Consider the following 12,583-nt stretch of genomic DNA (forward strand, 5'->3'; position numbering starts at 1 on the left):
TTCTTTGCTTACTTTCTTTGGCAAGACAAAGAAAGTGAGTCAGCCCCGGCAGGGGATGAAACAAGGGATGCACCACCAACAAAAAACCGCCGCCAGGCAAGGCTCCCCACACACGCCACCACAAAACCCAACCCCGAAATCCCTGACAGCCCCAAACCGCGCCACGACTCCAAAACGCTCAAGTCCCACCCGAAAACCCTCAAGCTCCACCGTCCAAGACTCGAACTTCACCCGAAAACCCTCAAGCTCCACCGTCCAAGACTCGAACTTCACCCGAAAACTCTCAAGCTCCACCGTCCAAGGCTTGAATTCCACCCAAAACCCCCGGAGTCCCGCTGTCCAAGGCCCAAGCTCGGCTCTCCAACACCCAAAGCCCAGGGTTTGACCCTCAAGCACCACGCTCACCCGCCCAAAGCCCTTTGCCCCGCATCCGCGCAGCCCCAATCCGCGCCTTTATGCAAAAACCAATGAACATTCCCTGAAACCATTCGTTCCCCGTACAAGACCCGCTCGGTAGTCTTGCTCCTATTCCAAATCCATCAGAGATCAGAAACGGAGCTGCAAGATGATTCGCAAGTTTGTTTTCAACACGCTTGTACGTGCTACGGCGGCTGCCATCGTGGCGGGGGGAACCGTGGGTGCGCATGCGGCAACGACACTGCTGAATGTGTCGTACGACCCGACGCGCGAGCTGTACAAGGAAATCAACACCGAATTCGCCAAGAAGTGGAAGGCCGAAACGGGTGAGGACATCACCCTGCGCGCTTCGCATGGCGGTTCGGGCAAGCAGGCCCGCTCCGTGATCGACGGGCTGGATGCCGATGTGGTGACGCTGGCGCTGGGCTATGACATCGACGCGATCGCCGAGCGCGGCCTGACGGCCAAGGACTGGCAGAAGCGCCTGCCGCACAACGCCTCGCCGTACACGTCGACCATCGTTTTCCTTGTTCGCAAGGGCAACCCGAAGGGCATCAAGGACTGGAATGACCTGGTCAAGCCCGGCATCGCCGTCATCACGCCGAACCCGAAGACCTCCGGCGGCGCACGCTGGAATTACCTGGCCGCCTGGGCCTACGCACTGAAGCAGCCGGGCGGTTCGGACGCCACCGCCAAAGACTTCGTGCAGAAGCTCTACAAGAACGTGCCGGTGCTCGATTCGGGCGCGCGCGGTGCGACCACCACCTTTACCGAGCGCGGTATCGGCGATGTGCTGATCGCGTGGGAAGACGAGGCGCTGCTGGCCTCGCGCGTGGAAGGCAAGGACAAGTTTGATGTGGTGGTGCCGTCGATTTCCATCCTGGCTGAGCCGCCGGTGGCGGTGGTGGACAAGGTGGCCGACAAGAAGGGCACGCGCAAGGCCGCGGAGGCGTATCTCAAGTTCCTGTACACGCCGCAAGGGCAGGAGATCGGTGCGAAGAACTTCTATCGCCCGACCGACCCGGCCGTGGCCAAGAAGCACGAGAGCGAATTCCCGAAGGTGAAGCTCGTGACCATCGACGACACGTTCGGCGGCTGGCAGAAGGCGCAGAAGACGCACTTTGCCGATGGCGGGCAGTTTGATCAGCTCTATCAACCGGGCAAGTAAGCCCACACGACGTAACGACATCGGGTGATCCGCATCATGCAAATCCTGACGATTTCCGGCAGCCCTTCGGCGCAATCGCGATCTGCGCGCCTGCTGGGCCATGTGCGTGCGCAGCTCCAACGCGCCGGCGAGCAGGCGGACCACCTGGACCTGCGCAGCCTGCCGGCCGATGCGCTGCTCGGTGCGCAGGTGTCCGACCCCGCCATCGCCGATGCGGTGGCGCGGGTGGAAGCGGCGGGCGTGGTGATTCTTGCCACGCCGGTCTACAAGGCGGCCTACAGCGGGCTGCTCAAGACGTTTCTCGATCTGCTGCCGCAGAGCGGGCTGCGCGACAAGGTCGTGCTGCCGATTGCCACCGGCGGCAGCCTCGCCCACACGCTGGCGATCGACTACGCGCTGCGCCCGGTGCTGACGGCGCTGGCGGCGCGCTCGATCCTGCCGGGCATCTTTGCAGTCGACTCGCAGATCGTCGTGGCCGATGACGGCGTGAGCGTCGACCCATCGCTGCAGCAGCGCCTGGATGACGGCGTGGAGCGCGTGCATCAGGCGCTGGCGCTCGCAAGGCATCCGGCCGTGGCGCAGGTCATCGTTTCAAGCCGCAGCGCGGTGCGTGCCGCAACGCTCGCGCATACGCAGGCCAACACGCAGGCCATCACGCAGGCCATCACGCAGGCCAACACGCAGGCCAACACGCACGCCGACATCGAGCGAATGCGATGTCTGGCGTGATGCGCTGACTGCGCCGCCTTACACACAGGCTCACTGCTTTCCCGTTGTTGTCACGTCGCGCAGCCGCTGCGCGCGGATCGTGCCGTCCCTACACCCCGCATCGACCGAACTTGCCATGAAAACCCACTCGCCCCTGCGCAGGACTTTGACCATTGCCGCCACGCTGCTTGCCACGCTCGGCGCCCCCGCCGCATTTGCCAACAGCGATGCGCCGCCCCCGACCGCTGCCAAGCAACTGCGCATCGGCTATCAGAAATACGGCACGCTGACGGTGCTCAAAGCACGCGGCACGCTGGAAAAGCGCCTTGCCGCGCAGGGCATCGAAGTGAAGTGGACGGAGTTTCCGGCGGGCCCGCAGCTGCTGGAAGGCCTGAACGTGGGCGCCATCGATTTCGGCACCACGGGTGAAGCGCCAACGATCTTCGCGTTGGCTGCTGGCGCGCACCTCGTCTATGTCGGCAACCAGCCGCCCGCGCCGGGCGGCGAGGCGATCATCGTGCCGAAAGCTTCGCCGCTCAAGAGCGTGGCCGATCTCAAAGGCAAGCGCGTCGCCTTCAACAAGGGCTCGAACGTGCATTACTTGCTGGTGAAGCTGCTGGAAAAAGCCAACGTGCCTTACAGCGATATCCAGCCTGTGTACCTCACGCCTGCCGACGCACGTGCCGCCTTTGAACGCGGCGCCATCGACGCCTGGGTGATCTGGGATCCGTTCTTTGCCGCAGCCGAACAACAACTGGGCGCGCGCGTGCTGGCCGACGGCACCGGCGTGGTCAATAACTCGCAGTACTTCCTGGCGTCGAAGGGCTATGCGGGCGCGCGGCCCGATGTGCTGAACATCGTGCTGGATGAACTGAAGAAGACCGACACCTGGGCCGCGGCCAATCCGAGGGACGTGACGAACATCCTCGGCCCGCAGCTCGGCCTGGAGCCGGCGGTGGTGGCGCGTTCGGTGTCGCGCATTGCCTATGGCATCCAGCCCGTCGGCGCAGAAGCCCTGGCGGACCAGCAGCGCATTGCCGACACGTTCCACGCACTGAAGCTGATTCCGCGTCCGGTGAAGGTGGCCGACGCTGCGTGGCAGCCGACGACGCAACAGGCTGCGCGCTGATTGCCATGACGATCGATACCCAAGCCGCACGGCCCGCGACGCCCGCGGAACCGGCAATCGCCTAACGCTGAATACGATTCGAGGAGCTGTCATGCAAGTTTTCTGGTTCATCCCGACGCACGGCGACAGCCGTTATCTCGGCACTGCCGAGGGCGCGCGCCAGGTCGATCACACCTATCTGCAGCAGGTGGCCGTGGCCGCCGATACGCTCGGTTACGAGGGCGTGCTGATTCCCACCGGCCGCTCGTGCGAAGACCCGTGGATCGTGGCCGCGAGCCTCATTCCGGTGACGAAGCGCCTGCGCTTCCTGGTGGCGGTGCGCCCGGGGCTGATGGCACCGACGCTGGCCGCCCGCATGGCCGCCACGTACGACCGTTTGTCGAATGGCCGCTTGCTGGTGAACCTCGTCACGGGAGGTGACCCGTCGGAGCTGGCAGGCGATGGTCTGTTCCTGGACCACGCGCAACGCTACGAAGCCTCGGAAGAATTCATCCGCATCTGGCGTGAAACGCTGGCCGCGAGCCATGAAGGCGCTGCGCTGGATTACACCGGCAAGCACCTCAGCGTGAAGGGCGCGAAGGTGCTGTATCCGCCCGTGCAGCGGCCGCATCCGCCGGTGTATTTCGGTGGGTCGTCGGAAGCGGCGCATGAGCTGGCGGCCGAGCAGGTCGACACGTATCTCACCTGGGGCGAACCGCCTGCCGCCGTGGCCGAGAAGCTGGCCGACGTGCGGGCGCGTGCTGCCAAGCATGGCCGCACCGTGCGCTTCGGTATCCGCCTGCACGTGATCGTGCGCGAGACGGACGATGAAGCCTGGGCTGCCGCAGACAAGCTCATCAGCAAGCTCGACGACGATACCGTTGCGCGCGCGCAAGAGGCCTTCCGCAAGATGGATTCGGCCGGCCAGCAACGCATGGCTGCGCTGCATGCCGGCGGCGTCAAACGCACGCGCGCCGATCTGGAGATCAGCCCGAACCTGTGGGCGGGTGTGGGGCTGGTGCGCGGTGGTGCCGGCACGGCGCTGGTGGGCGATCCGCAAACCGTGGCCGCGCGCATGAAGGAATACGCCGAGTTGGGCATCGATACGTTCGTGCTGTCCGGTTATCCGCATCTGGAAGAGGCCTACCGCTTTGCCGAACTGGTGTTCCCGCTGTTGCCGCGCTCGGTGCGCGACAAGCTGCCGGGCAACGTGCTGAACGGGCCGTTTGGCGAAGTGATTGCCACCGGCATCGTGCCGCGCGTGGCGGCAAGCTGAGCCGAGAGGAGCAGGGCAATGGCATCCAAGTCGAAACCGAAGGCAAACACCTTCCTGCGTTCCGCCCAGCAACGACTGGCGCCGTGGATCGTGCCGCTTGTGCTGCTGGTGCTGTGGCAGGCATCGGCCCAATGGGGCTGGTTGTCGAACCGCATCCTGCCGGCACCGCTGGACGTGGCGAAATCCGCCGTCGCGCTGGCACGCTCCGGCGAGCTGTGGACGCACGTGGCTGTGAGCACGTGGCGCGCGCTGCTGGGCTTTGCGATCGGTGGTTCGCTGGGGCTGGCGCTGGGCTTGCTGACTGGCACCTTCCGCACCGCCGAGACGCTGCTCGACACCACGCTGCAGATGGTCCGCAACATCCCGGTGCTGGCGCTGATTCCGCTGGTGATCCTGTGGTTCGGCATCGACGAATGGGCCAAGCTGTTTCTTGTCTCGCTGGGCGTGTTCTTCCCGATCTACCTGAACACGTATCACGGCATCCGCTCGGTCGATCCGGCCCTGGTGGAGATGGCCCGCAGCTACGGCCTGTCGCGTGCGCAGTTGTATCGCGAGGTGATCCTGCCAGGCGCGCTGCCGCAGATCCTGGTGGGCGTGCGCTTCTCGCTCGGCCTGATGTGGGTGACGCTGATCGTGGCGGAGACGGTGTCTGCGCAGGCCGGCATCGGCTACATGACGATGAATGCGCGCGAGTTCCTGCAGACCGACGTGGTGCTGCTGGGCATCCTGCTGTACGCGCTGCTCGGCAAGCTGGCGGATTGGCTATCGCGTGGGCTGGAGCGGTACTGGCTGCGCTGGCACCCCGGTTATCAAGCCGCGGCCTGAGGCTGAATTGGAGAGACGCATGCAAAGCAACGCTACCGAACACGCCGCGCTGGCCGGCACCGCCCTGCACATCGAGCACGTCGTCAAACGCTATGGCGACCGTGAAGTGCTGCACGGTATCGATCTGGACATCACCCCGGGCGAGTTTGTCGTCATCGTCGGGCGCAGCGGCTGCGGCAAGAGCACGCTGCTGCGGTTGATTGCCGGGTTGGAAGGCATCGACGATGGCCACCTGCGTCGCGATGGCGACGCCGAAGACGGCCTGCACGACGATGCCCGCGTGATGTTCCAGGATGCCCGCCTGCTGCCGTGGAAGAAGGTGCTCGACAACGTCGCGCTCGGCCTGCCGAAAACACGACGCGCGCAGGCCGCTGAAGTGCTCGCGCAAGTCGGTCTGGCCGAGCGGGCAGGGGAATGGCCGGCTCGCCTGTCGGGCGGGCAGCGCCAGCGCGTGGCATTGGCGCGGGCGCTGGTGCATCGGCCGCGCCTGCTGCTGCTGGACGAGCCGCTGGGCGCGCTCGACGCGCTCACCCGCATCGACATGCAGAACCTCATTGAAGGCCTGTGGCAACGGCTTGGCTTTACGGCCGTGCTGGTCACGCACGATGTGGCCGAAGCGGTGGCGCTGGCCGACCGCGTGGTGCTGATCGAAGACGGCCGCATCGCGCTGGATGAACGCATCGACCTGCCGCGTCCGCGCCATCGTGGTTCGCCCGCGTTTGCTCGGCTGGAAGAAGCGATCCTCAATCGCGTGATGCAGCGCAAGATCGATCCGAACGAAGTGACCGATGTGCACCCGCACACGGCGTGGGCATCACCCTTTGACGTGTCCGCCACCGCCGTACGCTGGGCCGTGTAAGGCGCTGCAAACCTTCCTCCTGAAAACATTCATTGGCACGTAGTGCCGTTGTCACCTAAGAAGGAACATCATGAGCATTCAAGCGATTAACGTACGCAACCAGTTTCGCGGGCAGATCAAGGAGATCATCCGGGGCGACGTGCTCTCGGAGATCGACGTGGAGACCCCGGCCGGCATCGTGACCTCGGTCATCACCACGCGCTCGGTCGACAGCCTTGGCCTGAAGATCGGCAGCGAAGTCGTTGCGCTGGTGAAGGCGACTGAAGTCTCGATCGCCAAACTGTAAGGACGGGGAGGAGACGGCGACCCAACAAGGAGCCTCACCCATGAGCCTGATGCACACCACCGCACTCGCACAATTTCTCGGCACGCTGCCCAGCGCCCCGACGCCGGACCGCCACTTGTGGCGCGACGCCGCCGGCCGCGTGCAGGGCCAGTTCTTCCACTGCGCGCTGACCAGCCTGTTTGAACCGGTCTGGCAGCTGGCTGCGGACGGCTCAATGGCCCCCGCCGGCCACGAAGCGCTGATGCGCACATGGACCCGCGACGGCGAGCTGGGCCTGAACCCGTGGAAGGTGTTCTCGCTGGCGTCGGATGACGGCACGCTGGTCGAGCTGGACCGCCTGTGCCGGCTGGTGCACACGCTCAACTATTTTTCGCGCACCGATGCGCGGCGGCTGGTCGTCAATGTGCATGGCCGGTTGCTGGCGGCGGTGGCGGCCGACCATGGCAAGGCGTTCCATCGCGCGGTGACGGCGCTGGGGCTGCATCCGGAGCAATTCGTCATCCAGGTGCCGTCTACGGCCAATGACGATCTGGGGCTGCTGCTGTTCGTGGTGGACAACTACCGGCGCAACGGTTTTGCCGTGGCCGTGCAGGCATCGGACCCGGCGGAAGCTGGCGCGCTGCTCGTGCATGCCAAGCCGGCGTACCTGAAGCTCGATGCGCGGCGCGATTGGCGTACGCGGAACGTGGTGTCGCTGGCCGATTCCGCGCGTGAGTTGGGCGTGACGCTGGCATTGCGGCGTTGCGAACGCCCGAGCGATCTGGAGCTGGCACGGGCGGCCGGTATCGCCTATGTGCAGGGCAGCATCCTGCCCGGCGCGGAACCTGAGCCGGACGCTGTACCCACGCCACTGGTGATACCGATGGCGCAGGCGCCGCTGGTGCAACAGCAGCAGTGCGCGGCGGGCATTTCTCTGACGCAATGAGCACGATATGGCACGCAGCGCACTCGCAACCGCATCGGACGCATCCGCCTGGCAGTGGCCGGCAGACGCCGTCATCCTGACCGTTCCCGGCTTGCATGGCAGCGGCCCCGGCCACTGGCAGACGCGCTGGGAGCAGCGGTTTCCAAACTGGCGCCGCGTGGAGCAGACCGACTGGTCAACGCCTGACCTGCCGCGCTGGTCTGCCCGCGTGGGCGAAGCGGTACATGCGGCACTGGCCGAGCGTCCGCCGATACGCGCGCGGCGCCCCGTGATCTTGGTGGCGCATAGCTTCGGCTGCCTGGCGGCGCTGCACTGGGCGGTTCAGACAAAAGAGGCCGTGGCCGCGGCGCTGCTGGTTGCGCCGGCCGATCCGGACAAATTCGGTGTGCGCGATCTGCTTCCGGACCACGCGTTGCCGTTTCCCATCACGCTTGTTGCCAGCCGCAATGACCCGTGGATGCGGCAAGGCAGTGCCATCGACTGGGGCGCGCGTTGGGGCGCCGAGTTTATTGACGCCGGCGAGGCTGGCCATATCAACGCTGACTCCAACCTTGGCGACTGGGACGCTGGCTTGACGGTGCTTGATCGCCTGATCGGTCGCGCAAGTGCAGAAGACACCACCCGCGATGGCGCCGACTGGCAAGCCCAGTGGGATGTCTTACCGAGCACTCCTTATATCTAAAACGATGATGCACATGCGCAAATATTCGTTTTCGTCATAAGAACGTTTCGCCACAATCGGTTCATCTGCATATCGGCCGCAGTGTTTTTTGCCCTGCGGCCATCTTTATCGGTGCGCTGATGAGCCTGTTTTCTGCGTTTTCTTTGTCCAAGCGGCGTAAGCCCGCCAATGTGCTGCCCGGTTTCGGGCTGGCGCTGGGCTTTTCGCTTCTGTACCTCGCGCTGATCGTCCTGATTCCGCTGTCGGCGACCGTCCTCAAGACGTTCACCATGACGTGGGATGCGTTCTGGACAACCGTCACCGCACCGCGCGTGGTGGCGTCGTACAAGCTGACGTTCGGCGCCTCGCTAATCGCGGCAGTGATCAACCTCGTGTTCGGGCTGATCGTGGCGTGGGTGCTGGTGCGCTATCGCTTTCCGGGCAAGCGGTTGATCGATGCGCTGGTGGATCTGCCATTTGCGCTGCCGACTGCGGTGGCCGGCATTGCGCTCACCGCGTTGTACGCGCCGAATGGCTGGATCGGCTCGCGGCTGGAACCGCTGGGGCTGAAGGTCGCATTCACGCCGCTGGGCATCGTGGTGGCGCTGACGTTCATCGGCCTGCCGTTTGTCGTGCGCACGGTGCAGCCGGTGCTCGAAGACCTGGAGGCCGAACTGGAAGAAGCGGCCGCCAGCCTGGGCGCCACGCGCTGGCAGACCTTCGCTCGCGTGATCCTGCCGACCTTGCTGCCCGCATTGCTGACCGGTTTTGCGCTGGCATTTGCGCGTGCCACCGGCGAGTACGGCTCGGTCATCTTCATCGCCGGCAACATGCCGATGGTTTCCGAGATCACGCCGCTGATGATTTATTCCAAGCTGGAGCAATTCGATTACGCGGGCGCCACGGCCATTGCCGTTGTCATGCTCGGCATCTCGTTCACGCTGCTGCTGGTGATCAACCTGCTGCAAGCCTGGACGCGCCGCCGTGGCAATCGCAATGACGTCATCGAGCGTGCCCCTGAACCCCCGACCGCCCATGCGGCAGCAGGAGCCTGACATGGCCGGTACTGTCTCCCGTCAACTCGGTCAGGCGCCCGCTGTGGGCCGCCGTGGCGCCACCGCAGAATCTGCGTGGGTGCGCGCAACGCTGATCCTCGTGTCGTTCGTGTTCCTGGCGCTGTTCCTGTTCGTGCCGCTGGCGAGCGTGTTTGTCGAGGCATCCAAGAAGGGCGTCGACGTGTATCTCGAAGCGCTCGTGGAGCCGGATGCGCTCTCGGCAATCGGCCTCACGCTCGCGATTGCGGCGATTGCCGTGCCGCTGAACGTGGTGTTTGGCGTGGCGGCGGCGTGGGCAATCGCCAAGTTCGAGTTTCGCGGCAAGAACCCGCTGCTGACGTTGATCGACTTGCCGTTCTCGGTGTCGCCCGTCATTGCTGGGTTGATCTACGTGCTGCTGTTTGGCGCGCAGGGCTGGTTCGGGCCGTATCTGTCGGAGCACGATTTCAAGGTCATCTTTGCTGTACCGGGCATTGTGCTCGCGACCGTGTTCGTCACGTTTCCGTTTGTGGCCCGCGAGCTGATTCCGCTCATGCAGGCGCAGGGCAGCGAAGAGGAAGAGGCCGCCATCGTGCTCGGCGCATCGGGCTGGCAGACGTTCTTTCGCGTGACGCTGCCGAACATCAAGTGGGGCCTGCTGTACGGCGTGATCCTCTGCAACGCGCGGGCGATGGGCGAATTTGGCGCAGTGTCGGTGGTGTCGGGCCACATTCGCGGGCTGACCAACACGATGCCGCTGCACGTGGAAATTCTCTACAACGAATACAACTTTGCGGCCGCATTTGCCGTGGCGTCGCTGCTGACATTGCTGGCGCTCGTCACGCTGGCGCTGAAGACGCTGGTCGAATGGCGCAGCCGCCGCGAGCTGGCTGATGCAGATGCCGGCGTGGGCGAAGGCCCTGGGCAGCGCGTAGCACAACAGGCATCCAAGTCGAATTCGCACGTCTCCGTGCAATCTCCGCTCGAAGGGGCAGCATGAACAGTAAGCAGGGGCCCCGCGCAGCGGGGGATGCGCACGACCGTGAATGTTGCCGGTCACCGACACCGCGACGGGCGAGTTATCGATATGTGTAAGGAGGTGAACGCAGCATGAGCATCCAGGTTCAACACATCACCAAGCGCTTTGGCAACTTCGTGGCCCTCAACGACGTCTCGCTCGACTTCAAGCAGGGCGAACTGACTGCGCTGCTGGGCCCGTCAGGCTGCGGCAAGACCACGCTGCTGCGCATCATCGCGGGGCTGGAGCATGCGGATTCGGGCAGCATCCATCTGAACGGCGAAGACGCATCGGACCAGCATGTGCGCGAGCGCCAGGTCGGCTTCGTATTCCAGCATTACGCGCTGTTCAAGCACATGACGGTGTTCGAGAACGTGGCCTTTGGCCTCCGTGTGAAACCGCGTGCGCAGCGGCCGAGTGAAGCGCAGATCCGCGCCAAGGTGAAGGAACTGCTGGAACTCGTGCAGCTGGATTGGCTGGCCGATCGTTACCCGCCGCAGTTGTCTGGCGGACAGCGCCAGCGGATTGCCCTGGCACGCGCGCTGGCGGTGGAGCCGCGCGTGCTGCTGCTCGACGAGCCTTTCGGCGCGCTCGACGCCAAGGTGCGCAAGGAACTGCGCCGCTGGCTGCGCCGCCTGCATGACGATCTGCATGTCACGAGCCTGTTCGTGACGCACGACCAGGAAGAGGCGCTGGAAGTGGCCGACAACGTGGTGCTGATGAACCGCGGCCAGGTGGAGCAGGTCGGCAGCCCTGATGCGGTCTACAACACGCCGGCCACGCCGTTTGTCTACGGCTTCCTCGGCAACGTGAACCTGTTCCACGGCCGCCTGGAAGAAGGCGAGGGCGGCAGCGTGCTGCACGTGGGTGATTCGGCCATCGCCGTGCCGTCGGGCGGCGTGGATTCGTCCCGCGCCGATCAGGCCGTGGCGTTTGTACGCCCGCACGAGATCGACCTGGAGCGCTATGCGCCGGGCGCCGAGGGCATTCCCGTGACGCTGCGCCGCGTGCTGACGCTGGGCGCCATCGCGCAGCTGGAGCTGGAGCGCGAAGACACCGACGACATCATCGAAGTCTCCCTGCCCATCGAGCGCTTCCGCATCGAGGGCTTCCGTGAAGGCGAAACGCTGGTGGTGCGCCCGCGCGCGATCCGTGTGTTCGCGCAAGGCAATGCACGGCCCGTCGCGCAGGCCGCCGCGTAACACGACGCTCCGACGACAACCCATACGAGAGGACACGAGCCATGAACTTCCAGCAACTGCGTTCCATCCGCGAGGCGGTGCGCCGCCAGTTCAACCTGACCGAAGTCGCCAACGCGCTGTACACGTCGCAGCCCGGTGTGTCGCGGCAGATTCGCGAGCTGGAGGATGAGCTTGGCGTGGAGATTTTCGAGCGCTACGGCAAGCGGCTGACGGGCCTGACAGAGCCGGGCCGCGAGATCGTCCGCATTGTCGAGCGCCTGCTGCTCGAAGCCGAAAACCTGCGCCAGGCCGGCGAGGAATTCTCCGGCCGACAATCCGGCCGCCTGACCGTGGCGACCACGCACACGCAGGCCCGCTATGCGCTGCCGAAGGTGGTGCAGTCGTTCCGCAAGGAATACCCGCACGTCACGCTGGCGCTGCAGGAGGCATCGCCCTCGCACATCGTCGAGCTGCTGCTGACGGGGCAGGCCGATATCGGTATCGCCACCGAGGCCGTGGCCAACGAGCCGGGGCTGACGTCGTTCGAGGCGTACCGTTGGCGTCACGTGCTGGTGGTCAGCCCGGACCATCCGCTGACGAAGAACCCGCTCCCAACGTTGGAAGACGTGGCGCAATACCCGCTCATCACGTACGACGCGGGTTTCACGGGCCGACGCAACATCGACGCGGCATTTGCCGGCGCCGGCCTGCACCCCGAGATCGTGCTGACCGCCATGGACGCCGACGTGATCAAGACCTACGTGGCGCTGGATGTGGGTGTGGGCATCATCGCGTCGATGGCGTATGACGGGCGCAAGGACGACAACCTCGTCTGCATCGGGGCAGATCACTTGTTCGAGCCGAACACGACGCGTGTGGCGGTGCGCCGCGGGGCGTATCTGCGGGGCTACGCGCACGACTTCATCGGCATGTTCGCGCCACACCTCTCCCGCGAGACAGTGGCGGAGGCAGTGGCTTCCACGGTGGTGGCGCAATCCGCGCGGGAGGCACTGGCGGCGTAAACGTCCCGCGGGCGGCGGGCTGCGAACCGTTCATCCGTCCAATCCCGCCGTTCGTCGCATCCGCATGGCGCCTGCCCAGGCGCCATTCCTATACT

The 12,583-nt window shown here is 65.1% G+C and carries 13 protein-coding genes; all 13 read left to right on the forward strand.

The features are described from left to right. The first annotated feature begins 565 nt into the window (after positions 1 to 565). The 13 genes from ACTJK4_RS15355 (at position 566) to ACTJK4_RS15415 (ending at position 12,488) form a co-directional block, all read left to right on the forward strand. Positions 566 to 1,585 carry a sulfate ABC transporter substrate-binding protein gene (locus ACTJK4_RS15355; RefSeq protein ID WP_260802585.1) on the forward strand — a complete coding sequence of 340 codons (1,020 nt, stop codon included), beginning with the start codon at positions 566 to 568 and terminating at the stop codon, positions 1,583 to 1,585. 36 nt (positions 1,586 to 1,621) lie between these two features. Next, the gene (gene ssuE, locus ACTJK4_RS15360; protein ID WP_440818300.1) at positions 1,622 to 2,314 is read left to right on the forward strand and encodes an NADPH-dependent FMN reductase; all 693 of its coding nucleotides are present in this window, start codon (positions 1,622 to 1,624) and stop codon (positions 2,312 to 2,314) included. A gap of 115 nt (positions 2,315 to 2,429) precedes the next feature. After that, a complete protein-coding gene (locus ACTJK4_RS15365; RefSeq protein ID WP_440818301.1) occupies positions 2,430 to 3,422 on the forward strand; it encodes a sulfonate ABC transporter substrate-binding protein in 993 nt (330 codons plus the stop codon). Between the two features lie 91 nt (positions 3,423 to 3,513). After that, complete coding sequence (gene ssuD / locus ACTJK4_RS15370; protein WP_252692652.1) at positions 3,514 to 4,677, forward strand: FMNH2-dependent alkanesulfonate monooxygenase; 1,164 nt, start codon at positions 3,514 to 3,516, stop codon at positions 4,675 to 4,677. A gap of 18 nt (positions 4,678 to 4,695) precedes the next feature. Next, complete coding sequence (ssuC, locus tag ACTJK4_RS15375; protein WP_440818302.1) at positions 4,696 to 5,502, forward strand: aliphatic sulfonate ABC transporter permease SsuC; 807 nt, start codon at positions 4,696 to 4,698, stop codon at positions 5,500 to 5,502. Between the two features lie 19 nt (positions 5,503 to 5,521). Further along, positions 5,522 to 6,361, forward strand: coding sequence for an ATP-binding cassette domain-containing protein (locus ACTJK4_RS15380; protein ID WP_440818303.1), 840 nt, complete (start codon positions 5,522 to 5,524; stop codon positions 6,359 to 6,361). 70 nt (positions 6,362 to 6,431) lie between these two features. Further along, the gene (locus ACTJK4_RS15385; protein WP_004626558.1) at positions 6,432 to 6,647 is read left to right on the forward strand and encodes a TOBE domain-containing protein; all 216 of its coding nucleotides are present in this window, start codon (positions 6,432 to 6,434) and stop codon (positions 6,645 to 6,647) included. A 40-nt stretch (positions 6,648 to 6,687) separates the two neighbouring features. Continuing rightward, positions 6,688 to 7,572 (forward strand): EAL domain-containing protein, encoded by an 885-nt coding sequence (locus ACTJK4_RS15390; protein WP_440818304.1) that lies wholly within the window; start codon positions 6,688 to 6,690, stop codon positions 7,570 to 7,572. A 7-nt stretch (positions 7,573 to 7,579) separates the two neighbouring features. Next, entirely contained in the window at positions 7,580 to 8,254 is a 675-nt protein-coding gene (locus ACTJK4_RS15395; RefSeq protein ID WP_440818305.1) for an RBBP9/YdeN family alpha/beta hydrolase, read from the forward strand. Positions 8,255 to 8,373: 119 nt separating this feature from the next. Then, on the forward strand, positions 8,374 to 9,288 hold the full coding sequence (gene cysT / locus ACTJK4_RS15400) for a sulfate ABC transporter permease subunit CysT (protein WP_440818306.1): 915 nt from the start codon (positions 8,374 to 8,376) through the stop codon (positions 9,286 to 9,288). A gap of 1 nt (position 9,289) precedes the next feature. Next, positions 9,290 to 10,267, forward strand: coding sequence for a sulfate ABC transporter permease subunit CysW (gene cysW, locus ACTJK4_RS15405; RefSeq protein ID WP_440818307.1), 978 nt, complete (start codon positions 9,290 to 9,292; stop codon positions 10,265 to 10,267). A gap of 110 nt (positions 10,268 to 10,377) precedes the next feature. After that, positions 10,378 to 11,487 carry a sulfate/molybdate ABC transporter ATP-binding protein gene (locus tag ACTJK4_RS15410; protein ID WP_440818308.1) on the forward strand — a complete coding sequence of 370 codons (1,110 nt, stop codon included), beginning with the start codon at positions 10,378 to 10,380 and terminating at the stop codon, positions 11,485 to 11,487. Between the two features lie 41 nt (positions 11,488 to 11,528). Then, positions 11,529 to 12,488: a CysB family HTH-type transcriptional regulator gene (locus ACTJK4_RS15415; protein WP_232042669.1), complete on the forward strand. Its 960-nt coding sequence runs from the start codon at positions 11,529 to 11,531 to the stop codon at positions 12,486 to 12,488. The last annotated feature ends 95 nt before the right edge of the window (positions 12,489 to 12,583 follow it).

This window comes from Ralstonia sp. 22111 (genome assembly GCF_052045895.1).
Lineage (GTDB): Bacteria > Pseudomonadota > Gammaproteobacteria > Burkholderiales > Burkholderiaceae > Ralstonia > Ralstonia wenshanensis.

Bases quoted from the DNA above. Each gene is read 5' to 3' on its own strand.
- ACTJK4_RS15355 (WP_260802585.1), top strand. From the start codon at position 566: ATGATTCGCAAGTTTGTTTTCAACACGCTTGTACGTGCTACGGCGGCT.
- ssuE (WP_440818300.1), top strand. From the start codon at position 1,622: ATGCAAATCCTGACGATTTCCGGCAGCCCTTCGGCGCAATCGCGATCT.
- ACTJK4_RS15365 (WP_440818301.1), top strand. From the start codon at position 2,430: ATGAAAACCCACTCGCCCCTGCGCAGGACTTTGACCATTGCCGCCACG.
- ssuD (WP_252692652.1), top strand. From the start codon at position 3,514: ATGCAAGTTTTCTGGTTCATCCCGACGCACGGCGACAGCCGTTATCTC.
- ssuC (WP_440818302.1), top strand. From the start codon at position 4,696: ATGGCATCCAAGTCGAAACCGAAGGCAAACACCTTCCTGCGTTCCGCC.
- ACTJK4_RS15380 (WP_440818303.1), top strand. From the start codon at position 5,522: ATGCAAAGCAACGCTACCGAACACGCCGCGCTGGCCGGCACCGCCCTG.
- ACTJK4_RS15385 (WP_004626558.1), top strand. From the start codon at position 6,432: ATGAGCATTCAAGCGATTAACGTACGCAACCAGTTTCGCGGGCAGATC.
- ACTJK4_RS15390 (WP_440818304.1), top strand. From the start codon at position 6,688: ATGAGCCTGATGCACACCACCGCACTCGCACAATTTCTCGGCACGCTG.
- ACTJK4_RS15395 (WP_440818305.1), top strand. From the start codon at position 7,580: ATGGCACGCAGCGCACTCGCAACCGCATCGGACGCATCCGCCTGGCAG.
- cysT (WP_440818306.1), top strand. From the start codon at position 8,374: ATGAGCCTGTTTTCTGCGTTTTCTTTGTCCAAGCGGCGTAAGCCCGCC.
- cysW (WP_440818307.1), top strand. From the start codon at position 9,290: ATGGCCGGTACTGTCTCCCGTCAACTCGGTCAGGCGCCCGCTGTGGGC.
- ACTJK4_RS15410 (WP_440818308.1), top strand. From the start codon at position 10,378: ATGAGCATCCAGGTTCAACACATCACCAAGCGCTTTGGCAACTTCGTG.
- ACTJK4_RS15415 (WP_232042669.1), top strand. From the start codon at position 11,529: ATGAACTTCCAGCAACTGCGTTCCATCCGCGAGGCGGTGCGCCGCCAG.